Annotated in this window: 28 protein-coding genes; 20 read left to right on the forward strand and 8 right to left on the reverse strand. The window is 70.8% G+C overall.

What is annotated here, in order from left to right; genetic code table 11:
* The first annotated feature begins 89 nt into the window (after positions 1–89).
* Together ACIBG8_RS05540 and ACIBG8_RS05545 are read left to right on the forward strand one after the other, a co-directional pair.
* The gene (locus ACIBG8_RS05540; protein ID WP_397341323.1) at positions 90–842 is read left to right on the forward strand and encodes a hypothetical protein; all 753 of its coding nucleotides are present in this window, start codon (positions 90–92) and stop codon (positions 840–842) included.
* Between the two features lie 27 nt (positions 843–869).
* Positions 870–1,637: a hypothetical protein gene (locus ACIBG8_RS05545; protein ID WP_397341324.1), complete on the forward strand. Its 768-nt coding sequence runs from the start codon at positions 870–872 to the stop codon at positions 1,635–1,637.
* A gap of 30 nt (positions 1,638–1,667) precedes the next feature.
* Here ACIBG8_RS05545 and ACIBG8_RS05550 read toward each other — a convergent pair whose 3' ends face one another.
* Positions 1,668–2,033, reverse strand: coding sequence for a hypothetical protein (locus ACIBG8_RS05550; RefSeq protein ID WP_397341325.1), 366 nt, complete (start codon positions 2,031–2,033; stop codon positions 1,668–1,670).
* A 10-nt stretch (positions 2,034–2,043) separates the two neighbouring features.
* Positions 2,044–2,418 carry an STAS domain-containing protein gene (locus ACIBG8_RS05555; RefSeq protein WP_397341326.1) on the reverse strand — a complete coding sequence of 125 codons (375 nt, stop codon included), beginning with the start codon at positions 2,416–2,418 and terminating at the stop codon, positions 2,044–2,046.
* Between the two features lie 88 nt (positions 2,419–2,506).
* Between ACIBG8_RS05555 and ACIBG8_RS05560 the strand changes: the two genes are divergently transcribed.
* Positions 2,507–2,806, forward strand: coding sequence for a helix-turn-helix transcriptional regulator (locus ACIBG8_RS05560; protein ID WP_397341327.1), 300 nt, complete (start codon positions 2,507–2,509; stop codon positions 2,804–2,806).
* Here the strand turns inward: ACIBG8_RS05560 and ACIBG8_RS05565 are convergent.
* The 3 genes from ACIBG8_RS05565 to ACIBG8_RS05575 are packed head-to-tail and all read right to left on the reverse strand — an operon-like array spanning position 2,803 to position 4,942.
* On the reverse strand, positions 2,803–3,537 hold the full coding sequence (locus ACIBG8_RS05565) for a helix-turn-helix domain-containing protein (protein ID WP_397341328.1): 735 nt from the start codon (positions 3,535–3,537) through the stop codon (positions 2,803–2,805). The genes ACIBG8_RS05560 and ACIBG8_RS05565 overlap by 4 nt on opposite strands.
* A complete protein-coding gene (locus ACIBG8_RS05570; protein WP_397341329.1) occupies positions 3,524–3,649 on the reverse strand; it encodes a hypothetical protein in 126 nt (41 codons plus the stop codon). The genes ACIBG8_RS05565 and ACIBG8_RS05570 overlap by 14 nt, the downstream gene beginning before the upstream one ends.
* 30 nt (positions 3,650–3,679) lie before the next feature.
* The gene (locus ACIBG8_RS05575) at positions 3,680–4,942 is read right to left on the reverse strand and encodes a M14 family zinc carboxypeptidase (RefSeq protein WP_397341331.1); all 1,263 of its coding nucleotides are present in this window, start codon (positions 4,940–4,942) and stop codon (positions 3,680–3,682) included.
* A 54-nt stretch (positions 4,943–4,996) separates the two neighbouring features.
* On the opposite strand from ACIBG8_RS05575, the gene ACIBG8_RS05580 reads away from it, so the two are divergent.
* The 12 genes from ACIBG8_RS05580 to ACIBG8_RS05635 all read left to right on the forward strand — a co-directional run bounded on the left by ACIBG8_RS05580 (position 4,997) and on the right by ACIBG8_RS05635 (position 19,088).
* Complete coding sequence (locus ACIBG8_RS05580; protein ID WP_397341333.1) at positions 4,997–5,587, forward strand: TetR/AcrR family transcriptional regulator; 591 nt, start codon at positions 4,997–4,999, stop codon at positions 5,585–5,587.
* Entirely contained in the window at positions 5,584–6,429 is an 846-nt protein-coding gene (locus ACIBG8_RS05585) for a M55 family metallopeptidase (protein ID WP_397341334.1), read from the forward strand. Before ACIBG8_RS05580 ends, ACIBG8_RS05585 begins: the two co-directional genes overlap by 4 nt.
* 80 nt (positions 6,430–6,509) lie before the next feature.
* On the forward strand, positions 6,510–8,060 hold the full coding sequence (locus tag ACIBG8_RS05590) for a serine hydrolase domain-containing protein (RefSeq protein WP_397341335.1): 1,551 nt from the start codon (positions 6,510–6,512) through the stop codon (positions 8,058–8,060).
* Between the two features lie 118 nt (positions 8,061–8,178).
* Positions 8,179–9,717: an ABC transporter substrate-binding protein gene (locus tag ACIBG8_RS05595; RefSeq protein WP_397341336.1), complete on the forward strand. Its 1,539-nt coding sequence runs from the start codon at positions 8,179–8,181 to the stop codon at positions 9,715–9,717.
* A gap of 1 nt (position 9,718) precedes the next feature.
* Entirely contained in the window at positions 9,719–10,660 is a 942-nt protein-coding gene (locus tag ACIBG8_RS05600; protein ID WP_397341337.1) for an ABC transporter permease, read from the forward strand.
* The gene (locus ACIBG8_RS05605) at positions 10,657–11,478 is read left to right on the forward strand and encodes an ABC transporter permease (RefSeq protein WP_397341338.1); all 822 of its coding nucleotides are present in this window, start codon (positions 10,657–10,659) and stop codon (positions 11,476–11,478) included. The genes ACIBG8_RS05600 and ACIBG8_RS05605 overlap by 4 nt, the downstream gene beginning before the upstream one ends.
* Positions 11,465–13,090, forward strand: a complete 1,626-nt coding sequence (locus ACIBG8_RS05610) for an oligopeptide/dipeptide ABC transporter ATP-binding protein (protein WP_397341339.1) — start codon at positions 11,465–11,467, stop codon at positions 13,088–13,090. The genes ACIBG8_RS05605 and ACIBG8_RS05610 overlap by 14 nt, the downstream gene beginning before the upstream one ends.
* Before the next feature lie 53 nt (positions 13,091–13,143).
* Positions 13,144–14,607 carry an amidohydrolase family protein gene (locus ACIBG8_RS05615; RefSeq protein ID WP_397341340.1) on the forward strand — a complete coding sequence of 488 codons (1,464 nt, stop codon included), beginning with the start codon at positions 13,144–13,146 and terminating at the stop codon, positions 14,605–14,607.
* Positions 14,604–16,163 (forward strand): PucR family transcriptional regulator, encoded by a 1,560-nt coding sequence (locus tag ACIBG8_RS05620; RefSeq protein ID WP_397341341.1) that lies wholly within the window; start codon positions 14,604–14,606, stop codon positions 16,161–16,163. Before ACIBG8_RS05615 ends, ACIBG8_RS05620 begins: the two co-directional genes overlap by 4 nt.
* A 43-nt stretch (positions 16,164–16,206) precedes the next feature.
* On the forward strand, positions 16,207–16,965 hold the full coding sequence (locus ACIBG8_RS05625; RefSeq protein WP_397341342.1) for a GNAT family N-acetyltransferase: 759 nt from the start codon (positions 16,207–16,209) through the stop codon (positions 16,963–16,965).
* On the forward strand, positions 16,962–17,990 hold the full coding sequence (menC, locus tag ACIBG8_RS05630; protein ID WP_397341343.1) for an o-succinylbenzoate synthase: 1,029 nt from the start codon (positions 16,962–16,964) through the stop codon (positions 17,988–17,990). Before ACIBG8_RS05625 ends, menC begins: the two co-directional genes overlap by 4 nt.
* A 33-nt stretch (positions 17,991–18,023) precedes the next feature.
* Entirely contained in the window at positions 18,024–19,088 is a 1,065-nt protein-coding gene (locus ACIBG8_RS05635; protein ID WP_397341344.1) for an FAD-dependent oxidoreductase, read from the forward strand.
* Between the two features lie 3 nt (positions 19,089–19,091).
* On the opposite strand, the gene ACIBG8_RS05640 is transcribed toward ACIBG8_RS05635, so the two are convergent.
* Positions 19,092–19,343 (reverse strand): hypothetical protein, encoded by a 252-nt coding sequence (locus ACIBG8_RS05640; protein ID WP_397341345.1) that lies wholly within the window; start codon positions 19,341–19,343, stop codon positions 19,092–19,094.
* A 72-nt stretch (positions 19,344–19,415) separates the two neighbouring features.
* Here ACIBG8_RS05640 and ACIBG8_RS05645 point away from each other — a divergent pair, with 72 nt between their 5' ends.
* Both ACIBG8_RS05645 and ACIBG8_RS05650 read left to right on the forward strand, forming a co-directional pair.
* Entirely contained in the window at positions 19,416–20,024 is a 609-nt protein-coding gene (locus ACIBG8_RS05645) for a DUF4262 domain-containing protein (protein ID WP_397341346.1), read from the forward strand.
* A 147-nt stretch (positions 20,025–20,171) separates the two neighbouring features.
* On the forward strand, positions 20,172–20,723 hold the full coding sequence (locus ACIBG8_RS05650; protein WP_397341347.1) for a DedA family protein: 552 nt from the start codon (positions 20,172–20,174) through the stop codon (positions 20,721–20,723).
* 425 nt (positions 20,724–21,148) lie between these two features.
* Here the strand turns inward: ACIBG8_RS05650 and ACIBG8_RS05655 are convergent, their stop codons facing one another.
* On the reverse strand, positions 21,149–22,111 hold the full coding sequence (locus tag ACIBG8_RS05655; protein WP_397341348.1) for a class I SAM-dependent methyltransferase: 963 nt from the start codon (positions 22,109–22,111) through the stop codon (positions 21,149–21,151).
* A 127-nt stretch (positions 22,112–22,238) separates the two neighbouring features.
* Positions 22,239–22,736, reverse strand: a complete 498-nt coding sequence (locus ACIBG8_RS05660; RefSeq protein WP_397341349.1) for a winged helix-turn-helix transcriptional regulator — start codon at positions 22,734–22,736, stop codon at positions 22,239–22,241.
* Between the two features lie 70 nt (positions 22,737–22,806).
* On the opposite strand from ACIBG8_RS05660, the gene ACIBG8_RS05665 reads away from it, so the two are divergent.
* From ACIBG8_RS05665 to ACIBG8_RS05675, 3 genes are all read left to right on the forward strand, one after another.
* On the forward strand, positions 22,807–23,406 hold the full coding sequence (locus tag ACIBG8_RS05665; RefSeq protein WP_397341351.1) for a dihydrofolate reductase family protein: 600 nt from the start codon (positions 22,807–22,809) through the stop codon (positions 23,404–23,406).
* Positions 23,400–24,224 (forward strand): MBL fold metallo-hydrolase, encoded by an 825-nt coding sequence (locus tag ACIBG8_RS05670; protein ID WP_397341352.1) that lies wholly within the window; start codon positions 23,400–23,402, stop codon positions 24,222–24,224. The genes ACIBG8_RS05665 and ACIBG8_RS05670 overlap by 7 nt, the downstream gene beginning before the upstream one ends.
* A gap of 77 nt (positions 24,225–24,301) precedes the next feature.
* Entirely contained in the window at positions 24,302–25,582 is a 1,281-nt protein-coding gene (locus tag ACIBG8_RS05675) for a DUF1254 domain-containing protein (protein ID WP_397341353.1), read from the forward strand.
* Positions 25,583–25,705 lie beyond the last annotated feature (123 nt).

Consider the following 25,705-nt stretch of genomic DNA (forward strand, 5'->3'; position numbering starts at 1 on the left):
CTGTCGCGCTCGCGCTACTTCAGCATCACGGGTCCCACGAGCAGTCTGGTGTGCCTGAGCAGCACCCCCCTCTCAGATGGAGACCCGCAATGGCTCGTAACCAGATCGGCAGTGAAACCCGGCGAGGCGTCGACAAGCTCATGCACTTCTCCGGCAACGTCGGCGGAATCAGCGAGGACGATGTTCTGACGGTCCTGCGTGAATCGGGCATCACCAGCCTCGACGCCCTCATCCGGCATGCTCTCGCCGTACCACCGCCCGCGGAGCCCCAGCCGCTCGACCCCTCCCACCTCCTGGCGCCCACCCGGACGGCGGACGCCTCGCTGAAGCACCGGCCGCCGCAGGTGGCGGTGGTCGTGGACGGGGTCGAGAACGACCCGGCGGACATCACCCGCTTCGACGGGCAGATGCTGACCTTCGTCGCCGACGGCTCGCCCGACCGGATCCTCGCCTACACCGACGACCGGCCGCTGCGGGCCGCGGTATGGGTGGCCACCTCGCTCGGCGCGCAGTCCCCTGCCGCCCCCTCCGCCGAGATCACCCAGGGGGAGGTGCAGATGTTCGAGCACCACTTCTACGACGGCGACTGGTTCTGGTGCGGCGCCCACCAGGGGTGGAGCGACCTGACCGGGGTCAGGCACGGCTCCTGGCCGGGTTCCGACTGGAACGACACCATCAGCTCGGCCAAGCCGACCGACTGCCTCGTCTACTACTACGAGCACATCAATTTCGGCGGCATCGCGCTCTACGCGCCGCCCGGCATCGCCCTCGACGACCTGCAGCGGATCGGCTGGAACGACCGCATCTCCTCGGTCGCCAACTACGGCAACGGCCGACGCTGACCCCCTCGACTGATGGAGCCACGCCCCATGTCAAACGCTCAGCTCAGCACGCAGACCAGGAAAGACGTCGAGAAGCTCCTGCGCTTCTCCGGGAACGTCGGCGGCCTGACCGAGGACGACGTCCTGGCGGTCCTCGACGAGGCCGGGATCACCACGCTGGAGTCCCTCGTCCAGCGCGCCGTGGCCACCCCGCCACCGGCCAGGCCGGAACCGATCGACTCCCTCCGGCTGCTCGCCCCGACCACGCCCGCGACAGCGGGAGCCCCGCCGCTGAAGCACCGGCCGCCGCAGGTGGCGGTGGTCGTGGACGGGGTCGAGTACGACCCGGCGGACATCGCCCGCTTCGACGGGCAGATGCTGACCTTCGTCGCCGACGGCTCGCCCGACCGGATCCTCGCCTACACCGACGACCGGTCGCTGCGCGCCGCGGTGTGGGCGGCGGCCGCCGTCGGCAGGGCGGAGAGCCCGCCGGCCATGGCGTCCAGGCCGCCGACGATCGGGCAGGTGCAGATGTTCGAGCACCACTTCTTCGCCGGGGACTGGTTCTGGCTGGACGCTTATTACGCGTGGCCGGACCTGACCGAGGTCCATCACGGCTCCTGGCCAGGCTCGGAGTGGAACGACACGATCAGCTCGACCGGGGCGACCAACTGCCTGGTGTTCTACTACGAGCACGACCACTACCACGGCTCCCGGTTGTGGGGGACGCCGACCATCGACATCCCCGACATGGAGCGGATCGGCTGGAACGACCGCATCTCCTCGGTGGAGAACCACGGCCCGATCCGGGGCTAGCCCCGGCCCAAGGCGCACCTGGTCCGTGCCTCAGCGCTCCCAAGGCGGGGTTTCGCCCATCTTGGTGTAGTAGCGGGCCAGGTGGGCCTTCACCCGCTCGACGTCCCCGTCCGGCAGGTCGACCCCGCCCCTGGCGCCCTGCATGACGCCGCCCGCTGCCATCACGGCGTGCGGCACGGCCTTCAGCCTGCCGTCGACCACGTCGGCGATCAGCAGCTTGTAGCTGCCGAAGTTGTCCGGCGCGTCCCCGTCGTACCAGACGTGGGCGTCGCGGTATGCCGCGTCCGGGGCGTCCTCGGCGTCGGCCCAGGCGCGGACCCGCTTGTCGGCGGCGTCGCCGTCCCACTTGTGGTCGCGGTCGGCGAGTGGCAGGTCCTGGAATCTGGTCACTGTCATAACTGACTGCCTACCCCTCCAGCAGCTCATATTCAGCTCGCAGCCCTGCTGCGGCGATGGCCTCGTCCAGGTCCTCGTAGGGGCTGAACAGCCGCACGAGGCCGGTGACCTCCAGCACGCGGCGGACGCGCTGGTGCGGGGCGGCCAGTAGCAGGCGGCCGCCTGCCGCCTCCGCCGACGCCCGCGTGTTGAGGAGGACGGTCAGCCCGGAGCTGTCCATGAAGGTCATCGCGCTGAGATCGAGCACCAGCGGCTCGTGCGGGCGTGGATGGGCCTCGAGGAGCAACGTCGCGAACTGGACGGACGTGCTCGCGTCGACCTCACCGCTCACCCGGATCACGGAGCCGCCGGGCAGGTGCTGGCAGGCCAGCGACAGTGGGCTCATGGCCGTTCCCCCCATCCCACACATGAAGGAAATTACCTGAATGTTGCTTCATTATAAGATGGAGGAACGCCGACATCCAGGAGGCGCCGTGCCCGAACCGTCGCAATGGACGTTCCTGACCCACCATGCCCGCGTGCTGCTGGAGATCGCCCGCGATCCCGATGTACGGCTGCGCGACATCGCCACCGTCATCGGCATCACCGAGCGCGCCGTGCAGGGCATCGTCAACGACCTGGCCGAGGCCGGTTACCTCACCCGCGAGCGTGTGGGGCGGCGTAACCGCTACAGCGTGCATCCCGACCGGCACCTGCGTTACCCGACCGAGTCCGACCTGCCGATCAGCCGCCTGCTCGACATGTTCACCAGCCACGACCTGCCGCCGGGCTAGGTCAGGACGGCGCTGTGGAAGAGCTCGGCGGTGCGGGCGTCGGCGGGCAGAAAGGTTTTCAGGAGGCAGCCGTTCAGCGTCGGCTCCGCGGCGGTGCCCAGGGTGGTGGTGACGATGGTGAGGTTCAGGTCGCCGCGGGAGCTGCGCAGGCGCAGTGACGTGGTGAAGCCGAGGTGGTCGGGCATCGGGTCGGTGACGTGCTCGGCCAGCTCGCCGATGAAGGCGACGAGCCCGGGGCTTCCCGCGGTACGGCGGGCCAGGGTGCGCATGCCCGCGAGCACGTGCCCGGCCCACGAGGCGGGGTTGGCCGCCCGGCTGGTCAGCAGGCGGCACAGCGAGGCAGGTTCGCGCAGCTCCGCGGGGCCTTTTCCGTCGGTGACGAGCGTAAGGGCGGCGTTGGCCGCCACCACGCCGCCCAGCGGACCGATGATCGCCGCCGGGTAGGGCAGGTAGCTGCTCACCACCGATTCCAGCAGGTCCAGTGGCAGGGAGTCCGGTTCCGGCCGTACCGCCTCGGGCACCAGACCTGCGGCGAGCAGCAGGTCGTCGCGCTCGGTCGAGGTGAGCCCGAGGTGCTCGGCCAGCCGCAGGACCAGCGGGCGGCCGGGACTGGCCTTGTCCCGCTCCAGGAAGCTGATGTGGCGCTGCCCGGTGCCCACCTCCTGGGAGAGCGTGAGCTGGCTCATTCCACGCCTGCGGCGCAGGCGGCGCAGTTCACTACCGAAGGTCATGCGCGACCTCCGCTTCGGCCGGTCGGGTCAGGTCGATCGTGTAGGTGACCTCCGAGGTCCTGACCAGGGCGCCCTCGACGAGCCAGCCCTCCACGTGCGGTTTCGTCATCATGCCCACAGCATCGGGCAGGCCGTTAATAGATCATCTATGCGTCCACCACCCGGCCGCGAGCAGGGCGGCTTCGAGTTGGACGGTGACCAGGGTTTCCAGGGGGATGGGGGTTGCGGTCGAGTCGGCCTCGGCGAGGTCGAACCATTCGTCGAAGAGGGTTCCCATCCTGGCTCGTTCCGATCTGATCGCCGGGGTCTGGTTGCCTGCGGTGAGTTCGGCGTCCAGCAGGCGCAGGTACATCCCGCAGTACCTGAGGCGCAGCGTGTGGACGGTCTGGCGGGTGCCCACCAGTTCTGCCACCGTCGCCGGGCGGTCGGTGCCTGGCATGGATTCCCATTCGGCGATGAACGAGGCGTGGGCGTCCAGGAAGTCCTGCACCGCTCGGCGGAACGGGGTGTGCAGGGTCAGGTCGGCCACGACCGCTGTCATGGACTGGGACAACGACTCGCCGAGCTCGCGCTGGGCGGCGAGGCCGGTCCTGATGGCGTCGCCGTACCCCTCGGAGGTCGGGGTCTCGTCGGCGAAGCGGGGGTCGGACCAGTAAGGGAGCTCGGTCACCAGGTGGAGCGCGCCGAACCGGTCGGCGTAGTCGACGCTCGCCCCGCCGATCCCGTAGATCGGGCCCACGACGGAACCGCGCGGCGTGCGGTAGACGCCGGGAGCGAGCGGGGTCGCGCTCGGCACCTCGGGCGCCCCCTTGTGCAGAGGGAGGCCGTGCGCGGTCGCCAGGTCGGCCAGGCGGGCGGCGAGCGCGGGGTCGTCCTGGCTCAGGTAGTAGAACGCGCCCTGGAGCTCGCCGTTGTGCAGCGAGTAGACGAAGGCGGGCCTGACCTCGTCCATGAGCCGCATCAGCGCCTCGGTCTCCGGCAGCGTGCGGTCGAAGAAGTAGTCCTCGCCGGTGAGCGGGAACGTCCACTCGACCTGGTCGGCCTCGCACGGCCGGTAGAAGTGCTCGGCGTAGGCCCGGCGGTCGCCCGGACGGGAGTACCAGCCCTCGTTGAGCCGCGCGCCGTCCGGGTCGATGCACGGGATGAGGTGCCAGCGGTAGCCGAAGTCCTCGCGCAGCGCGCGGTCGGCGACGAGCCGGTGCAGCAGGGCGCTGACGGTGAGCGCGCCGATGGGCTCGTTGGGGTGCGGCCCGCCGATGATCACCGCGTCGCGCGGGCCGGAGCCGATGGTGGCGACCCGCAGGGGTTCGCCGAGGCGCGAGGTGCCGATACGGCGCAGCCGTACCAGGCCGGTGGCGGCGAGGGTGTCGAGCTCGGCGTGCATCTGGTCGACCGTGGGAAACAAGCTTCCTCCCAGTGCTGATAATATGAATTATCCTAATAACGGAGATTATCAGTGGTGACGAGAGCTGAGAGCAAGGCAGCCAACAGGCGGGCGCTGATCGACGCCGCACGCGACGTCGTCGGCAGGTACGGCTCGCAGGCCAAGCTGGAGGACATCGCCGAGCTGGCGGGGCTGACGACGGGCGCGGTCTACTCGCTGTTCGGCGGCAAGAACGACCTGATGGTGGCCATGGTCGACGACTACGCGGGCCCGCTGGACCTGGCGGACATCGACTCCGGGCTGCCGGTCGAGGAGGTCGTGGCCGAGATCGCCCGCAGGTTCCGCCGGATGTCGGCCGACCCGGAGGCCGCGGGAGAGCTGCTGTTCGAGACGCGGGTGCTCGACCTCGCGCTCAACGACCCGACGCTGCTGGCCAAGCTCAGCACCTCGATCCGCTCCACCGAGGCGCGCTTCGCCGAGCTCGTCGGCGACGTGCGGCTGGCCCGTGCGCTCAAGGCCCTGCTGTCCGGCCTGGGGCAGGGGTTGGTGCTCGGCGTGCACGACGCGTCGGAGGAGTTCTTTGTCGAAGCCGCCCAGGCGCTGATCCAGGTTTCGGCCTCGGCGACAAAGCCCGGCACGGCACGGGCTGGAAGCCTGAAGGCATGAGGGTATACATCTCCATCGACATGGAAGGCGTGACCGGCATCGCCACCATGGACCAGGTCGTCCGCGGCGGTCACGGCTATCCGCGCTCGCAACGCCTGATGACCGCAGAGGCCAACGCCGCCATCGAGGGCGCGTTCGACGCCGGGGCCGACAGCGTCCTGATCAACGACAGCCACGGCACCATGGACAACCTCCTGCACGAGGAGCTCGACCCCCGCGCCCGCCTGATCTTCGGCACCCCCAAGCTGGACTGCATGGCCGAGGGCGTGGCGGCCGAGCACGACGTGGCCATGTTCCTCGGCTACCACGCGGCGGCCGGTTCGCCCGGCGTGCTGGCGCACACCTACTCCTCGCACTTCTACGAGGTGCGGGTCAACGGCAGGCCGGTGTCCGAGGCCGAGGTCAACGCGTTGCAGGCCGCCGCCGTCGGCGTCCCGATCGGGCTGCTCACCGGCGACGACGTCATCTGCGGCGTCGCGGAGAAGGCCTTCCCTGGCGTGCGTACGGTCGCCGTCAAGGTCGCCCACGGCCACACCGCGGCCGACAGCCTCTCCCCGGCCGAGGGGCAGCGGCTGATCAGGGAGGCGGCGGCGCAGACCGTGCGCGGCGCCTCGGAGCTGGCGCCGCTGGAGCTGCCCGAGGTGCTGGAGCTGGAGATCGACATGCCCAGCACCCCGGCGGCCGAACTGGGCGCGCAGATCCCCGGCGTGCGCCGGATCGCCGACAAGACGCTCGCCGCCACCTTCACCACACCCCAGAAGCTGCTGGGCTGCGTGACCGTCTGCTACCACCTAGCCGCAGAAGCCATGATCGCCAGAATGGCGCTCTTCGGCCGCCGCTAGGCCTGGCCGCCAAGCGGGTGGGGCGTATCTTTTCCGTCCAGGCCAATCAGTTCGCCCGCGGGCTTCCAGATACTGGGAGCATGGATCTTGAGCTGGTAGAACAGGCCCTCGCCGACCTCTCGCCCGACGCCCCAGGACTGGCGGTCGGCGTCTACTCCGACGGCAAGGTGCTCCGTACCGCGGCGAGAGGGGCGGCCAGCGTCGAGTTCGGCGTCCCGATCGACGAGCACACCCGCTTCGACATCGCCTCGATCAGCAAGCAGTTCACCGCGACCTGCCTGCTCCTCCTGGCCAGGGACGGCAAGCTGAGCCTGTCGGACGACGTCAGGACGCACGTGCCCGAGCTGGCCCTGGAGGTGCCGGTCACGCTGCGCCAGTGCCTGCAGCACACCGGCGGCCTGCCCGAGTGGTACTCCCTGCAGGCCCTCACCGGCGTCCCGTTCAAGGAGCTGAGCGAGGACAGGCTGATGCGGATCATCAGCCGCCTGCGCAGGACCACGTTCGAACCCGGCACCGAGTTCTCCTACTCCAACACCGGCTACGTCCTGGCCGCCGTGGTGGTCAGGCGGGTCAGCGGGCAGTCGCTGGCCGAGTTCGCCAAGGAGCGGTTGTTCGGCCCGCTCGGCATGCACGACACCTTCTTCCGCGACGACACCTCCCTGCCCGCGCCGCGCATGGCCTACGGCTACAACGGCGCCGGACGAAGGGCCGACAGCGAGGAGAGCGCGGTCGGCGACGGCGGCGTCGTGACCAGCGTCAGCGACCTGGCCCCCTGGTTCGGCTTCCTCAAGGACGGCGGGCCGCTGGGCGCGGACCTGCTGGAGGCGCTGCTGGAGCGGACCGTCCTGGCCGACGGCACCGAGCTGCGCTACGCGCTGGGGATCTGCCACCAGACGGTCGGCGACCTGGCGGGGTACGGCCACGCCGGCGGCATGCACGGCTACGTCTCCAACCTGGTCTACCTGCCGGGCCCCGGCGTGGGCGTCGCGCTGCTGACCAACCACAGCGGGCTGGACCCGGTCCCTCGCAGCGTCGGCGTGGCCCGCGCGCTCACCGGCCAGGAACCCGCGCCGCAGCCGGTGCTGAGCTCCGACGGAGAGGAGAAGCGGGTGGCGCTCCTGGGCTGCTGGCAGGACCCGGCGAGCCGGGCAACCTTGACGCTCGAACCCTCCGACCTGGGCGAGATCGCCATGAGCGGGCCTGCCGTACCCTCCTGTGTGCTGGCGCTCGGCGAGGACGGCCGCTGGCACGGGCAGGGCGACGCGCGGGGCTACTGGGTGGCGCTGGAGGGCGAGCGGCTGCTGCTGGGGCACGTCGGGTCGATCCGGTGGCCGACGGAGTTCACGTCCTGCGCCCCGCCCGGCGACGCCGCGCTGCCCGAGGGGTCGTGGCTCAGCGACGAGCTCGGGGTGCTGGCCGTACACGAGGACGGGGTCCTGTCGGTAGGCCTCACGCTGGCGGAAACGGTCGCGCCCGGACCGGCGGGGGAGTGGCGGGCGGGGTCGGCCACGCTGCGCCTCGACGGCGGCGGCGACCTGCTGATCAGCGCGCACGGCCTGCGCGACATGCGCTTCGTCCGCCAGCCGATCGGCACCGCGCCCGTCGGCATTCCCCCTGGCCTGCGCGACTAGCCGGGCGGACGAAACTTCTGCGTAGGGGCCAACGGCAAACGCGGACCGCGCTGTGATGCTTTCCGCCATGGGACGTGCAGGCCAGGGGGAACACCCCCCGAGAGAAGTGAGACCCCCCATGGCAAGAAGAGCAGCAGCCGTCGTCTCCTTACTGATGCTGGCCGGGTGCGCGGGCACCCAGCCGGCAGTATCCAAGGACACGCTGGTGTGGGCCACCTCCCTTCCGGTCCACACCCTCGACATCGCGCACGGCTTCGACGTCTCGACCGCCGCCCAGTTCTCCGTCCTCGAAGGACCGGTGACCCTGGACAAGAGTGGCCAGGTCGTCCCGGCGCTGGCGGAGTCCTGGACGGAGACCGAACCCGGCGTCTACGACTTCAGGCTGAGGAAGGGGGTGACGTTCTCCGACGGCTCCCCGGTGACCGCCGACGACGTGGCCTACTCGCTGGAGCGGCACACCGACCCCGAGGTCGCCTCCGAGGCGGCCAGCTACGTGGCGCTGGTCAAGAGCGTGAAGGCCACGGGACCGGACGGCGTCCGGGTCACGCTGTCCCAGCCGAACACCGCCTTCCTCGCCACCGCCGCGCTGGCCTGGCAGGTCGTGCCGCGCAAGCTGGCCGAGGCGCACCCCAAGGACCTGGGCAACCCGGAGGTCGGCACGCTCGGCACGGGACCGTTCAAGGTCGCCAGGTTCTCCCTCACCGACGGCGTCACCCTGGTGCGCAACGACCGCTACTGGGGGACCAAGCCGGAGCTCGCCAAGGTCGAGTTCAAGACGATCACCAACCCCGAGGCGCTGCGCCTGGCGATCAAGCAGGGCAGCGTGGACGGCACAGCCGACCTGTCGCTCCGCGACGCGCGCAAGTGGGCCGGCATCCCCGGCGTGAAGACCGGCTTCTACGCCTCCGACCAGATCGCCTTCCTGTCGCTCGACGTGACCGACAAATACCTCAAGGACGTGCACGTCCGCCGCGCCATCGCCTACGCCCTCGACAAGGAGGCGCTGGTCAAGCTCGGCACCAGCGGGCACGGCACCCCGGCCGACGCGCTCCTGACCGGCCCCCAGATCACGACGCAGTACGGCGACAAGGGCAGCCCGGTCACCCGGACCTACCCGCACGACCTGGCCAAGGCCAAGGCCGAGCTCGCCCAGTCCGCCTACCCGGACGGCTTCGCCCTGAGCCTGCCGTACGCCTCCGGCGGCGAGGGCACCCTCATCATGCAGGCGATCGCCGCCGACCTCGCCAAGATCGGGATCAGGATCACCATCGACAACATGCCGGCGGACGCCTACCGGGCGCGCAGTATGGACCACGACCGCATGGGCATCCAGCTGCACACCCTCGGGTACGGCACGCCGGACCCGGCGGAGGTCCTGCCCGACCTGCTCACCAGGGCGTCGGCCAAGCCCCAGGGCTGGAACTTCGCGATGTACGCCTCGGCCGGGCTCGACGCCACCCTCGACAAGATCAGCTCCATGTCGGGCGAGGCCAGGCTCCCGCTCGTCACCAAGGTGCTCAACGAGGTCGCCGACCAGGTGCCCTACGTGCCGCTCTACTACCCGGACCAGGGCTACGCCCTGAGCGACCGGTTCACCGCCGAGTTGAACGCATGGACGCTCAACGTCTTCAGTGCGATCCGCCCGGTGGGCCGCTGACGTGCCGGTCCTGGCATTCCTCGCGCGCCGCGTCGGCGCCGCGATCCTCCTGCTCGGCGTGCTGTCGGTGCTGACGTTCTGCCTGCTGGCCGCCGCCCCGGGCAGCCCCGAGCAGGTGCTGCTCGGCAGCAAGCCCTCCACCCCGGAGACCCGTGCGGCCATCCGCGCCGAGTTCATGCTCGACAGGCCGCTGGTCGTCCGCTACGGCCACTGGCTGTCCGGCGCGATCCAAGGCGAGTTCGGCAACTCCGTCTACTCCCGCGAACCGGTCAGCAGCGTGATCGGCGAGCGGCTCCCCGTCACGGCCGGGCTCGCCGGGTACGCGATCGTGCTCACCCTCGTCGTGGCCATCCCCGCCGGGCTGGTCGCGGGCATGCGCGGTGGAAGTGGGCTCGACCAGGGCATCACCTCCGTCTCGCTGGTCGCCACGTCCGTCCCGTCGTACGCCCTGGGCATCCTGCTGCTGTACGGCTTCGCCGTCGCGCTCGGCTGGTTCCCGATGTACGGGTCGGGCGACCTGGCCCACCTGACGCTGCCCGCCGTCGCGCTGGCGACCGGGCAGACGGCGTACGTCGTCAGGCAGACCAGGGCGGCGGCGCTCGACCTGGCCAACCAGGACTACCTGACCTTCGCCAGGGCGCGCGGCCTCGGCCGCCGACGGATCTGGGTCAGCTACGCCCTGCGCAACGCCTCGCTGCCGGTCCTGACCATCGGCGGGCTGCTCCTGGCCGCCAACCTCACCGGCGCCGTCTTCGTCGAGCAGGTCTTCAGCCTGCCAGGGCTCGGCTCGCTGCTGATCCAGTCCGTCGGGCAGAAGGACATCCCGGTCGTCCAGGCGCTCGTGCTGCTCGGCGGCGCGGTCGTGGTCGGCGTGAACCTGCTGGTCGACCTGGCCTACCTCGCGGTGGACGCGCGCGTGCGGCACGGGGTGATCGAGGCATGAGGCAGCGGATCGTCTTCTGGGGCGCGGCGGCGCTGCTCGCCCTGATGGTGCTCGCCGCGCTGCTTGGGCCGCTGGCCGCGCCGTACGACGCGGGGTTGCAGAACCTGGAGCTGGGCCCTGAAGGTCCGTCGGCCGCGCACTGGCTCGGCACCGACGAGCTGGGCAGGGACATCCTGTCGCGGCTGCTGGCCGGTGCGGGGACCGCGCTGTGGGGGCCGGTCGTGGGCGCGGTCGGGACCACCGCGCTCGGCGCTGCCCTCGGGCTGGTCGCCGGCTATTACCGGGGGTGGATCGACGCGGTCCTCATGCGGGTCACCGATCTGATGATCGCGCTGCCGTACCTGCTGGTCCTGATCGTGCTCGTCGGCATCGTCGGCGGCGGCTACGTGTGGTCGGTGGTCGCGCTGGTCATCCTGGCCGCGCCCGGCGACGTGCGGGTGGTCCGCAGCCTGGTGCTGGCCCAGCGCGACCTCGCCTACGTGGAGGCCGCCCAGACGCTGGGCCTGCGGTCGCGGCGGATCATGTTCCGGCACATCCTGCCGAACCTGGCCCCGACCGTCCTGGCCAACCTGCTGCTGAGCTTCGTCACCGCGCTCGTGGCGCTGTCCGGGCTGTCCTTTCTCGGCATCGGGCTGCCGCCGGGCACCGCCGACTGGGGGCTGATGATCGAGGAGAACCGCCGCCTGCTCGACCTCAACCCGTGGTCGTCGCTCGCGCCCGCGATCCTCATCACCCTCGCCGCGACCGCAGCCACCCTGCTCGGCGACGGGATCTTCGACCGGCTGTCCGCGAAAGGAGTGCAGCGTGCTGGAGATTGAGGGGCTGCGGATCAGGCACGGCTCCCGGCTGATCGTCGACGGCGTCGACCTGTCGATCGGCGAGGGGGAGACCTTCGGGCTGGTCGGCGAGTCGGGGAGCGGCAAGTCGCTGACCGCCCGCGCCCTGGTCGGGCTGCTGCCGCGGGGCATCACCGCGTCGGGGTCGATGCGGTTCCGCTCCCTGGAGCTTTCCGGCGAAAGGGCGTTCCGCTCGGTGCGCGGGCGGCGGATCGCGCTGCTCATGCAGGATCCGTTCGCCATGCTGAACCCGCTGCGCACGGCCGGGCAGACCATCGCCGAGTCCGGCGGCGACGTGCGGGAACGGCTGCGCGAGGTCGGCATCGAGGACCCGTCGGTGGCCGGCCGCTACCCGTTCCAGCTCTCCGGCGGCATGCGGCAGCGGGTGGCGCTGGCCGCCGCGCTCTCCCGCGACCCCGAGCTGCTGGTCGCCGACGAGCCGACGACGGCGCTGGACGCGACCATCCAGCGCGACATCCTCGACCTTCTGGGCCGGATCCAGCGGGAGCGCGGCATGTCGGTGCTGCTCATCACGCACGATCTGCGGGTCGCCTTCACGCGGTGCGACCGGCTGGCCGTGATGTACGCGGGGCGGATCGTCGAGCGCGGCCCTGGCCGGGAGATCGGGGCGGATCCCGCGCATCCCTACACCGCCGGGCTGTTGCGCGCGCTGTCCACGCTCTCCTGGATCCCGGGCGGCGTCCCGCGCGCCGACGCCGTCCAGGAGCAGTGCGCCTTCCTCGACCGGTGCGACCAGGCGGTCCCCGACTGCGGATCGGCGCGGCCCCCGTTGCGCCCGGTCGGCGCGGAGCGGGAGACGGCTTGCCTGCTTCCCGTACGGCGGGCGGACGCGTCTCCGGACGCCGAGCGGGAGGCGCGTTCGTTCGGCGCGACCCTGCTCAAGGTCGAGGGGTTGCGCAAGGACTACCGGGCGGTGCGGGCCGTCCGCGAGGTCAGCCTCGACGTCGCGGCGGGGGAGAGCGTCGGGATCGTCGGCGAGTCCGGGTCGGGCAAGACCACGCTCGCCCGCTGCGTGCTGGGGCTGGTGACGCCGAGCGGCGGCCGGATCGCGCTCGGCGCCGGCGACCGGCCCAGGCACCGCCTGGTGCAGTGCGTCTTCCAGGACCCCTACACCTCGCTCAACCCCGCCAGGTCGATCGGCGCCACGCTGGCAGAGGCGGCGGCGCAAGGCCCGGCCGAGGACCGTCCCACCCCGTCCGACCTGCTGGAACTGGTTGGACTGCCGGTCAACTACGCCGCCAGGCGGCCGGCCGGGCTGTCCGGAGGCGAGCGCCAGCGCATCGCGATCGCCCGCGCTCTGGCCGTACGGCCGGCGCTGCTGATCTGCGACGAGCCGGTGGCCTCCCTCGACGTGTCGGTGCAGGCGCACATCCTGGCGCTGCTGCGGTCGGTGAACCGCGACCTCGGGACCAGCCTGCTGTTCATCACCCACGACCTGGCCGTGGTCCGCCAGGTCGCCGACCGGCTGGTGGTCATGCTGAACGGGGAGGTCGTGGAGACCGGGCCGACGGCCGACGTGCTCGACCACCCCACGCACGACTACACCATGCGGCTGGTGAAAGCAGTGCCGTGAAGTTCGTACGAACGGACGAAGCGGACACGACTCACTTCAGGAAGGCTTCCTCCATGCACGACCTCATCCTGCGCGGCGGCACGGTCCACGACGGGTTCGGCTCGCCCGGCCGTACCGCCGACGTGGCGATCGACGGCGACCGGGTCACCGCGGTCGGCCGCGACCTGGGGCCAGCGGCCCGCGTCGTCGACGTGGACGGCCTGGTCGTCGCGCCGGGCTTCGTCGACCCGCACAGCCACTCCGACACCGTGCCGTTCATGGACGGCGAGCAGCCGTTCAAGCTCTACCAGGGGGTCACCACCGAGATCGCGGGCAACTGCGGGTTCTCGCCCGAGACCTTCCCCTCCTTCGGCGACTACCTCGACGCGGTGGAGGCGGCTGGCACGACCAACAACCTGGCCGTGCTCGTCGGGCACAACACGCTGCGCACGGCCGTCGGCGGCCTGGACGCCGTGCTCGCGCCCGGCGCGCTGGAGCGGATGGGCGAGCTGGCGGCGCGGGCGTTCGAGGCGGGCGCGTGCGGGTTGTCCAGCGGCCTGGAGTACGTGCCCGGCGCCTATGCCGACACCGAGGAGCTGGTCGCGCTGGCCCGGGTGGCCAGGCGGTGGAACCTCGTCTACGCGACGCACATGCGCAGCGAGAGCGAGGGGCTGGCCGGGGCGCTGGACGAGGCGATCGAGGTGGCGCTCGGCGCCGGGATCCGGCTGCAGGTGTCGCACTGCAAGGCGTCCGGCCGCGCCGTACACGGGGCTTCGACGATGTTGCTGGACAAGCTGGTCGCGGCGCGGGCGCGCGGGGTGGACCTGCGCGCCGACGTCTACCCCTACCAGGCGTTCTGCACGCTGCTCGTCGCGCTGCTGCCGCCCGCCGCGTGCGAGGGCGGCGAGGCTGAGCTGCTGCGCAGGCTCGCCGACCCGGCGCAGCGGGCCGCTCTGCGCGCCCTCGCCGAGGACCCCGCCCAGGGCACGGGCGTCGGGATCTGGCGCGAGGTCGCGCAGGACCCCTCGGACGTGCAGCTTCTCGGGTACGGCAAGCGGCTGTCCGGCTGGGACGCGCTGTGCGACCTGCTCATGGCCGACCCGCAGGCCATGGGGGTGTTCCACACGATGCACGAGGACGACGTGGCGCGGATCATGCGGCACCCGCTGGTGTCGATCGGGTCGGACAACGACGCGCCCGGCGGCCCCACCCATCCCCGGACCTACGGCACGTTCCCCACCTTCTTCGGCTCCTACGTCCGTGACCGTTCCGTCGTGCCGATGGCCGAGGCGGTGCGCAAGGTCAGCTCGGCGACCGCGGCCCAGTTCGGGCTGGCCGACCGGGGCTGGCTGGGCGCCGGCGCGGTCGCCGACGTGTGCGTGTTCGACCCGGCGGCGATCCGGCACGAGGGCACCTACGACATCCCGGACATACGGCCCGCCGGGGTGGAGTTCGTGGTGCTCGGCGGGCGCGTGGTGATCGACGGCGGCGAGTTCACCGGCGGGCGGCACGGGCGCCTGCTGCGGTCGGGGCGATGAGCGCGCGCGGCCGGGTGACGCTCGGCGTGCTGCTGGACAGCCTCGGCGCCGAGACGGTGAGCGCGCTCAGCGTGCCGTCCGGCCGCCAGACGCTGGTCGGCGCGCCCGTCATCTACGGCTCGGACGAGCCGATGACCGCTTTCGACGGCGCGTTGCTGCTGGTCACCGGCAAACCGGACCCGGCGCTGCTGGAGCGCGCAGCCGAAGCGGGTGCGGCGGCCGTCGTGGTGCGGGCCGGCATCGGCGATCCAGAACTGCTCGCTGAGTCGGCCTCACGCGCGGGTGTCGCGCTGCTCGCGGCCGCTCCCGGGCTGTCGTGGGGCCAGCTCTACGCGCTGGTCGACGCGTTGCTCGCGGTCGTCGGCCCGGCGGCCGACCTGGGGGAGGCGCAGGCGGCCGACCTGTTCGCGCTGGCCAACCAGGTGGCGGCGCGGGTCGGCGGCGCGGTCGCGATCGAGGACCTCGCCATGCGCGTCCTGGCCTACTCCACGATCGACGGGCAGCGCATCGACGAGCTGCGCAGGGAGGGCATCCTGGGCAGGCGGGTGCCCGCGCATCCCACCCACGCCGAGGAGTACGCCGGGGTGCTGCGCTCGGACGAGGCGGTGTGGAGCGTCGAGCCGAAGGAGTTCCTGCCGCGCCTGGCGATCGCGGTCCGCGCCAGAGGCGAGGCGCTGGGCACGATCTGGGCCATCGAAGGCGACAAGCCGCTCGAACCGGACGCGGCAGCCGTACTCGCCGAGGCAGCTCAGTCGGCGGCGCCGCACCTCGCGCGGATCAGCCTGGCGGCCGACAAGGCGCGCAGGACCAGGGACGAGTGGCTCGGCTGGCTGCTGCGCGGGGTCGGACCCGTGGGGGAGCTGGCCACCTCCTTCGGGCTGCGCCAGGACGAGCCGGTCGCGGTCGTGGCGATCGGCGCCCGTGACGGCACCGATGTCTTCGCCGCCACGCATGCGGGGGATCTGCTGCGTACGGCCTATGCCGCCTATCGGATCAGGGCGGCCGTCGGCGCGGTCGACGGCAGGACCTACGCCGTCGTCGCGGCCGACGCCGGAGCGCCGCTGCTGCGGCGCATCACCGCGGACACGCTCGGGCAGATCACCGACCGGCTCGGCGGTCACTGGCGGGCCGGGCTCGGCAGGAGCGTGCCGTCGGTCGCTTCTGCGCCGGTCAGCGCCAGGCAGGCCGAGGAGGCGCTGCGCGCGATGTGCGGGCCGTACGGCCTGGGGGTGGTGGGCGCGCACGAGGAGCTCTCCGCCGCGATGTTCCTCATGGACGTGGCCACCTCGATGCGGACCAGCCCGTCGTTGCTGGGCGAGCCGCTGTCGCGGGTGACGGAACACGACGCGGGGCACGGCACCGACTACGTGCACAGCCTGCGCGTCTGGGTCGCCGCGCACTACGACGTGCCCAAGGCGGCCGAGACGCTGTCGCTGCACCCCAACACGCTCAGGTACCGGCTGCGCCGCATCGGCGAGCTGATCGCGCTCGACGAGCCGGACGTGCGGCTCGTGCTCGCCCTCCAACTGCGCCTGGCGACAAAGGGCGTCGCGTGAAGTTCGGCTTCCACGCCAACGCCCCGGCCCAGGGTCCGGCGCGATGCTGATGCCCATGGTCGAACTCCGCACCCTGCACGGAACCACCCAGATCCTCGAAGCCGACCGGCTGCTCCGCCGCGTGTGGAACACCAAGGCGGGCGAGGATCCGCCGCTGGCGGTGGACCTCATGTGCGCGTTCGCCCACACCGGCGGCTACGTCGGCGGGGCGCTCCTCGACGGGGTGCTGGTCGGGGTGGCCTCCGGGTTCCTGGCCGCGGGCGGCGGGCTGCACTCCCACGTGGCCGGGGTGGCGCCCGAGATGCAGGGGAGGGGGATCGGGCAGGCGATCAAGGCGCACCAGCGGTCGTGGGCGGCTTCGCGCGGGCTGACCTTCGTCTCCTGGACCTTCGACCCGCTGGTGCGGCGCAACGCGCATCTCAACCTGACCAGGCTGGGGGCGCGGGTGTCGCAGTACGTGCCGGACTTCTACGGACCTCTGACGGACGGCATCAACGACGGGGACGCCTCTGACCGGCTGTTCGTCCACTGGCCGGTATCCCCGGTGGCCGCGGCGCCCCTTCCGCTGGACCCGCCCGTGGTGATCGTCTCTTCTGCCGGCGTGGTGCGTCCTCCTGACGGCGCCGCCGTACTGCACTGCGGGACGCCGTCCGACATCTCGCACCTGCGGCGGGAGGATCCCGCCGAGGCCAGGCGGTGGCGTGCCGTGGTGCGTGACGCGCTGGGCGGGGCGCTCGCCTCCGGCTACCGGATCTCCGCCTTCACCAAGGACGGCTTCTACGTGCTGGAGCGTGCGGCGTGAGGATCGTCTCCGCCGAGCTGCGCACGTTCCGCACCACCGTGCGGAGGTCGTTGCTCGTGCGGGTGACGGGCTCTCTGGGCGAGGAGGGCTGGGGTGAGTGCGTGGCCGACGACGAACCCACCCACAGCGCCGAATACCTGGAGGGGGCGGCCGACGTCATCCGGCGTTTCCTGCTGCCCGCCCTCCTCGCCGTGCCCGACCTCGACCCGGCAGGGGTGGCGCCCGCGCTGGCGCACCTGCGCGGGCAGCCGATGGCCAAGTCGGCGATGGAGATGGCCGTGCTCGACGCGGTGCTGCGGGCTCGCGGGTTGTCGCTCGCGTCCTATCTGGGCGCGGTACGGCGGAGCGTCCAGGTGGGCGCGTCCGTGGGGATCGCCGACTCGCTCGACTCGCTGCTGGACACCGTGGATCGGCACGTGAGCGCGGGGTACGCGCGGATCAAGCTGAAGATCCAGCCGGGGTGGGATCTGGAGCCGGTGCGGGTGGTGCGGGAGACGTTCGGCGGCGGGCTCATGCTGACCGCCGACGCCAGCATGGCCTACACCCCGGCCTCGGCTCGGCACCTGGCGAGGCTCGACGCCTACGGGCTGGCGTTGCTCGAGCAGCCGTACGACGCCGACGACCTGCACGGGCACGCCATGCTCGCCGCTCGCATGGAGACGCCGATCTGCCTGGACGAGTCGATCACCTCCGCCAGGGCCGCGATCGCCGCCCTGCGCGCCGGGGCCTGCTCGATCATCAACATCAAGCCCGGACGGGTGGGCGGGTATTTGGAGGCGCGCCGGATCCACGACCTCTGCCTGGCGGCCGACGTGCCGGTGTGGTGCGGCGGGACGCTGGAGACCGGGCTGGGCCGCGCGGCCAACCTGGCCCTGGCCGCGTTGCCGGGCTTCACCCTGCCGGGCGACATTTCCGCCACGGACCCTGTCGTGCTGGACGGCGACTCCATCGCCGTCCCCGACGGTCCGGGCATCGGCGTGACCCCTTCAGAGGACGCCTTGGAAGCATTCACTCAAAAAGGGTAGTCAGTACACTTTTTTATCCGATACGCTTTTGGCATGACTTCACCAAATATTGCTATTGTCGGCGCGGGTATCGGCGGCTTGGCCTGCGCCCGCACCCTGCAGCAGCACGGCCGCTCGGTCACCGTCTTCGAGCGCGAGGCCTCGCCTCGCTCGCGGTGGCAGGGCGGCATGCTTGACCTGCACGTGGACACCGGCCAGGCCGCTCTGCGCGCGGCGAACCTGTTCGAGGAGTTCAGCGCCGTGGCCCGCCCCGAAGGTCAGGAGATGCGCGGCCTGGACCCCTATACCGGGGCGCTGATCCACCACGAGCTGCCCGTGGAAGGCGCGGGCAACGCGCCCGAGATCGACCGGGGCCAGCTGCGCGACCTGTTCCTCGACGCCCTCGCACCGGACACCATCCGCTGGGGACACCCGGTCACCTCGGCCGACGCGCTGACCGAGGACTTCGACCTCGTGATCGGCGCCGACGGCACCTGGTCACGGATCCGCCCGGCGCTCTCCACCGCGACCCCCATCTACACGGGGGACCTGCTCGTCGAGACCTTCCTCGACGCCGACCGGCATCCCGAGGTGGCGCTCATGGTCGGCAACGGCACGCTGGCCGCCAAGTCGGGCCGCCTCATGCTGTCCGCGCAACGCAACAGCCGGGGCCACATCCGCGTCTACGCCGGACTTCCCGCCCCGGCGGACAGTCGCGTCGACCTGCTGGAGGTGTTCGAGGGCTGGCACGACGGCCTGCTCGACCTCATCCGGCAGGCCGACGGCGACTTCGTCAACCGTCCCCTGTACGTCCTGCCGGTCGGGCACCGGTGGGACCACGTTCCCGGCGTGACCCTGCTGGGGGACGCCGCCCATCTCATGCCGCCGTACGGGATCGGCGCCAACCTCGCCATGCTCGACGGCACCGACCTGGCCACCGCCATCATCAGCCACGACGACCTGGACGCGGCTGTCCGCTCCTACGAGAACTTGATGCTGCCCCGCGCCAGGGCCGCAGCCGAGGCGTGTGCCGAGCTGACGGCGACCCTGGTGGCGGACACGGTCGTCGACGTCGAGTCGGCGCGGCACCACCTCAACGACCGCATCCAGCGGGCCTGAGGGTCAGGGGCCTACGTAGAGCTCGTAGTGGGGGGTGTGGGTCTGCCAGCTGCTGGGGTAGTACTGGCAGTAGTAGCCGGTGCTGCCGTCGGCGTACTCCTGTCCGTCGGCGTTGCACTGCGCCAGGGTGGTGGAGTTGGCGGGGAAGTAGGAGCGGACGTAGGTGTAGCCGCTGGCACTCGCCGTACCAGCTCCGGCCAGCGCCAGCGCAAGGGCGGTAGTCGTTACGGCTGCTAGCCGTCGCACGTTACTCATCACGGGTCCCGACCCTAGGTGCGTGCGCGGTGTTGATCAATGTTCGGCGGGGTATTGCTACCGTCCTTGCCCATGGTGCTCATGGACGGGGAATGTCGGTGCATCGTCTGCCGTGGCCGCGGCGTCGACGAGCGCTTCACCAGGTTCCAGCTTCACATGGTGAAGTACGTGCGGCGTTCCGGTTGGGGCGTCAACGACGTCTTCGGTGACGACTCGGCCCCTGGCTGGGCCTACACCGTGGGCCTGTGGCACACCTTCCGGCATCCGGAGGTGGTGATCTTCGGTCTGAACGACGATCTGCGGTGGTCTTGCCTGGAGGGGATAGGCGAGCAGGTTCGGGACGGACGGGGCGTTGCGGACGGGGAGAGCAGGGAGGGCATGCTCAAAGGGGTGTCCGTGCTGATCAGGGCCATGCATCCGAGCTGGCGGATCTCGCTGTTCGGGACGCGGGGCTCGGTGTACAGCTTCTACGAGGGCACCCCGTTGCCGCCGTTTCTGCAGATGGTCTGGCCGGACACGAAGGGGAATCTCCCCTGGGACGACGACGTCGATCCTGAGATGGACGAGCAGCAGCCGTTCACCTGGGTTCCCCACGACGACCACCCCAGGGGTGTCTGGACCACAGCTCACCCCGCCCGCCGTAAGCGGGGGTGGCGGTTCGTCAACGATCCCGCCGAGTAGCGGTGGGTGCGCCTTGCCTTCAACGCCTGCGTCCATCCGGCCCGTCTGTGATCCCACGGCAGACCCCTAAGGGTGATCTCGGAGATTCCCCTGGGTCTGGGGCGCGGCCGTTGCCGCCGTGTTAGCGGGGCTGGGAGTCTGGGCGGCATGGAAAGCGCGCTCCACCTCTACGCGCTCGTCCTTCTCGTCACCATCCCACCCATGATCCCGAACTCCGCACTGCTGGCAGGTGCGGGCGCGCTCGCCGCTACGGGCGGCCTCCATCTCCCGACACTGGCGACGATCACCCTGCTCGGGACGGTTGTGGGCGATCTGGCTGTCTACGGGGTGGGCAGGAGGTGGAGCGGACGTGCCACGACATGGCTGTCCCGCAGCCCCAGGCGAAGCTCGACGTGGGCGTGGATGACGGACCACATCCAGCGGTACGGAGTGTCATCCGTGATCGGCGTCCGCTTCGTCCCAGGAGGGAGGGCGATGGGCACGATCACCGCAGGGATCCTCGGCCTGCCGTTCCGCAGTTTCCTGCTCGCCGTCTTCCTTTCGGAGGTCATCTTCGTCACGTGCACCATCGGGCTCGGCTACCTCGGCGGACGTCTCATCCCAAGCAGCGGTCCCACGGCCCTGCTGATCGGCCCGGCGGTATCGCTCCTGGTCGCCGGGGTGACCCTGCTCATCCGGCGCTGCCGCCGCCCAACCTGACCAGCTCACAACCAGCCACCCAGCTCCACCGAAACCGCGACGCACTGTCTGAACGCACTCTAAACGCCCAGCCCTCCCAAGCCCTCCCAAGCCCTCCGGCCCCGCCCCCAGACTTCGGCCCCCAGACCCCGGCCAGCCGCTCTGGCCCAGCCCGCCCCCAGCCCGCTCTGTCCCCGGCCGATCGTCTAGCCGACCTCCTGGCTCCGCCCGTCGCCTTGACCGGCCCGTCGCGTCGCCCAGCCCGGCCCAGCCCGTCGCGTCGCCCAGCCCGGCCCGGCCCGTGCCCGGACCCGGTCCACCGCCCTGGCCCCAGCCCCGCCCCAGCCCCGCCCCAGGCCCTGGCCCCGCTCACGGGCCCGCCCGCCCCAGGCCTGTTGGTCCACACGCCTGTAAGTCCGATCTTCTCCGACGAGCTGAGACCACCATCACTCGCGCACAGCAGTCACCGCGAGCGTCGTATAGCCGACGACGATGCTGCCACCAACGGTGTCGATGGCGGCACCAACACCAGCCAACACCTCGTCCATCACCTCAGGCGTCAACCGGGTGTGTGCGCCGGTGGTAGGTAGCTGATCAAGCCACTCATCCCGCGTGTAGACCCGCTCCCAGGTGAACCGCCACCGCTCAGGCTCCGCAAACCCTCCCGCCTGCCGAATCCCCTCGGCCGCCTTGTCGCACAGCGCCCCGTACCCGACCGACCCAGCCGCCCACATCCGCTCAGCCAGCGAGCCCGGCAGCACCCGTCGATAAACAGCGGCAAACGCCTCAGCCAACTCATCGGAGGGCCTGCCGTCGTTCCAGAACACCGACAACAGCCCTCCCGCTCGCAGGACCGCGGCCGCCTTCACCGCCCCAGCGACCGGCTCCACCCAGTGCCACGTCTGCCCGGCGACCACCGCGTCGAAGGTGCGCCCAGCCGCCTCCCACTCCTCGAACGTGGTCACCTCAACCTCAACCCCACCAGCCAGAACATGGCCAGCTTCACCGTGAGGTGTGAGATCGGTCCCGCCCGTATCCCGTTCGCCCCGCGAGAGACCATCCGTCCACGCCCCGCCACCCCGCAGCGCGAAATCGGTCGCGGCAGACCCAGGTTCGACCCCGCCTTCCTGGGCGACGGTGGGCTCGGCCCCCTTACGGGCGAACTCGGCCATGCGGGCATCGGGTTCCACGCCGAGGACCGTGCACCCTGCGGCCTGGAGTTGGCGGGCCACGATCCCGGTGCCGATCCCGACGTCGAGAACGCTCTTCCCTGGGCTCTTCGCGACGATCTGGTCGATCAGGTCGGCGGGGTAGCGGGGCCTGGCGCGGTCGTACCGTTCCGGGTCTATGCCGAACGACTCGGCGATCTGTCTGGCCTGGTGAGACTGCTCCGAAGGTGAAGTGGGCATGTGCCCACTCTAGTGGGCACATGCCCACTCCGACAATGGACGGCCACCGAAAGGCCTTGGCATAGCCAACCAACGGCCTTGCCTGTAGCCCGCCAAAGCGCTTTGCCCGTAACCACCCACAGGCCCGTCAATCGACGGATTCCTGCTTGACGGCCGCCGCATAAGCCGCGTCGAGGCGTTCCAGTGGACCTGGGCCGTCGCGCGGCTTCGGCGGGGCGTCGAGGTGGCGGACGCGGAGGTCGTCCATGAGGTCCTCGATGAACGCCGGACCCTCATCCCGCATCACCTGCTGCCTGATGCGGAGCTCGTCGCTGCCGGAGCGCCAGTCCAGGCCCCAGTTCCCCAGGGCGTAAATGATCGGAAGAGTCTGGATACCGGCTTCAGTGAGGCTGTAGCGAGCGCGTTGCCCCCGCGCAGCCGTACCACGAGTGAGGAGTCCCGCCTCGACGAGCCGTACGAGGCGGTCGGCGAGGATGTTCGACGCGATGCCCTCGATCGACCCGGTGAGCAGCGCCCGAAAGTAGCGCCGGTCGCCGAAGATGACGTCGCGAAGCACGAGCAACGTCCACCGATCGCCGAGCACCTCGACGGCGGCGTTGATCGGACACCCGGACCGTGGTTCCACGATTCCCTCCTTGACAGGCATTTCGCCCTCACTATAGTGATTGCAAAATGCAAGCACTAGGGAAGAGGGGATGATGGGACGCTTCGTTTATTCGATGCAGGTGTCCCTCGACCTGCGGATCGAGCAGGTTCCCGGAGACAACGGCGCCGGCGAGTGGCTGCGCATCGACGAGGAACTGCACCGCGAGGCCAACGCCCAGACGCGAGCGCTCGCACTCATGGTCCACGGCCGGGTCTACTACGAGGTCATGGAGGAGTTCTGGCCACGAGCGCACGAGGACGCCTCACTGCCGGACTTCATGCACGAATACGGCGAGCTCTGGACGGCCAAGCCCAAGGTGCTCGTTTCCCGCACTCGGCGCACCGCTGACCACAACACCCGGATCATCGGCGGCGACGACGCGATCGAGCAGCTCGCCGCCCTCAGGGCCGGGACCGACGGCGGCATCAGCGTGGGCGGCGCGGCGCTCGCGACGCAGCTCCTCCGGGCGAACCTGCTCGACGAGCTGCTGCTCTGGACCCACCCCGCGATCCTCGGCTTCGGCAGGCCGCTGTTCGACGACTACGACATGCCGATCGACCTCGATCTGATCGAGCAGCGATCGTTCAAGCAGGGCGTCACGATGCACCGCTACGCCCTCCAAGACGCGAAGGAGGCGAGACCATGTTGAAGCAGGTCGCAGAGGGTGTGCTGGTGCACGAGAGCGAGTTCGTGCAGAGCAACGCGATCGTCGTGCGGGGCCGTACCGGCGTGTTGCTCATCGATCCCGGGGTGCAGGACCACGAAATGGCCTGCCTCGCCACCGACCTGTCCGAGCTGGGGCAGACCGTTGTGGCGGGTTTCTCGACGCATCCGGACTGGGATCACCTGCTCTGGCACCCCCGCTTCGGCACGGCTCCCCGGTACGGCACGGCCCGATGCGCGACCGCCGTCCGGGAGCAACTGTCCGACCCGGGCGCGAAGGACGAGATCGCCGCCCACCTGCTCGAGACGGAAATCGCCGGAAAGGTCCCGCTGGACCTGTATGGCCTCATCACTGCCCTGCCCGCCGGTACGGCGGAGCTTCCGTGGGACGGCCCGCAGGTCCGGATCATCGAGCACCAAGCGCACGCTCCCGGCCACGCGGCGCTGTTCATCGAAGAGCTCGGGGTTCTCGTCGCCGGCGACATGCTCTCCGACGTCCTGGTTCCGATGCTCGACCTGAACGGCACCGCAGACCCGATCGAGGACTACCTCACCGCGTTGCGGCTGCTGGAGGGCGTGGCGGGCAACGTCGGCGCTGTCGTTCCCGGCCACGGGTCGGTCGGCGGAGCTGGTGAGGTGCACGCGCGGATCGAGCAGGACAGGGCGTACGTGATCGCGCTGCGCGACGGCAAGGACCCCAGCGACCCGCGGATCGGCCCCTCGGCCAAACCGGGCTGGGAATGGGTGAGCGACGTGCACGCCGGGCAGCGTCACCGCCTCGCCCAGCGAAGCGAGCACGCCTAGCTACATATATCCCTACCTGCGGCAAAGGCTTGGATCTGCCCGGATGCGGAGGCCGCGGGCGGGAAAGGTCTCCTGCCATGACCGACGTACGGAAGATCGCCGCCGAGGGCTGGATCTACGGCTTCCCCCTGTTGATGAACTACCGGACCATGTACGCCCAGGCCATCGACTCCGGCGACCCCCGCTACGTCGGCGGCTTCGGCCACGTCCGCCACTACTCACAGCCCTTCACCCCGGCCAACACCGACGTGGTGACCCCCAACAACGACACCCCGTACTCGTGGGGCTGGTTCGACCTGCGCGCGGAGCCGTACGTGATCTCCGTCCCCGCCGTCGACCGCTACTACGTGCTGCCCTTCCACGACCTCGACACCTGCTACGTCGGCTATGTCGGCGCCCGTACGACGGGTGACGGCCCCGGCACGTACCTGCTCGCCGGACCGGGCTGGGACGGCGAGCCCCCGGCGGGCATCACGCGGGTGCTGCGCGCCGACACCTCCCTCGTCGGCATGCTCGGCCGTACCTACCTGGGTGGACCGGACGACGTGGACACCCTCCGCGAGATCCAGAAAAGCTACGACATCCAGCCACTCCACACCCACCTCGGCACCGACGCGCCACCCGACCAGCCCGAACCGTACTGGCCCGTATGGCGCGAGGACGTCCTCGACTCCGCAGACTTCTTCACCTACCTCGACTTCCTGCTCGGCTTCTTCCCCGTCCTTCCGCAGGAGAAGGGCGTGCGCGACCGGCTCGCCTCGATCGGCCTCGACGGCAGCGGCTCCTTCTATCCTTCGCCAGAGCTCCGCGCCGACCTGGAGGCGGGCATCGCCGACGCTCGGGCCCGCCTGACCGAGGCCGAGAAAAGCGCAGGCAGCTCCACCGGCCTGTTCGGCACCCGGGCCGAGCACGGCGACGACTACCTCACGAAGGCGGTCGGGGTCGACAAGGGTCTGTACGGCCTGCCGTCCGAGGAGGCCTTCTACGCAGGATGGGTCACCGACAGCGACGGCAACCGGCCCGACGCCTCGCGCACGAACTACACGATCCACTTCCCGGCCGGGCAACTGCCACCGGCCAGGTTCTTCTGGTCGGCGACCATGTACCGGCTGCCCGACCGGTTGCTGGTGGACAACCCCATCGACCGCTACTCGATCGGTGACCGTACCCCTGGTGTGGTGTACGACGAGGACGGCGGGCTGACGCTGCACGTGCAGCGCGAACGGCTGGCGGCAGGGGAGTCGAACTGGCTGCCCGCACCCGACGGCCCGTTCTCGATCGTCATCAGGCTGTACGGCCCGGCCCCGGAGGTCCTGACCGGCGAGTGGCACATCCCGCAGATCACACCCGCCGAGTGAGCAGACGCGCTTGTCTGTCGCAGGACTTCACCCCTCGGCGGCCATCCCGGCCGCCCAGGGAAGGATGGGATCCTCAACGGCCCGAAAGCCCGCCGCCTCAACGGTTCGGGAGCCTCCAGGGTC

Source organism: Nonomuraea sp. NPDC050556 (assembly GCF_044457355.1).
Lineage (GTDB): Bacteria > Actinomycetota > Actinomycetes > Streptosporangiales > Streptosporangiaceae > Nonomuraea.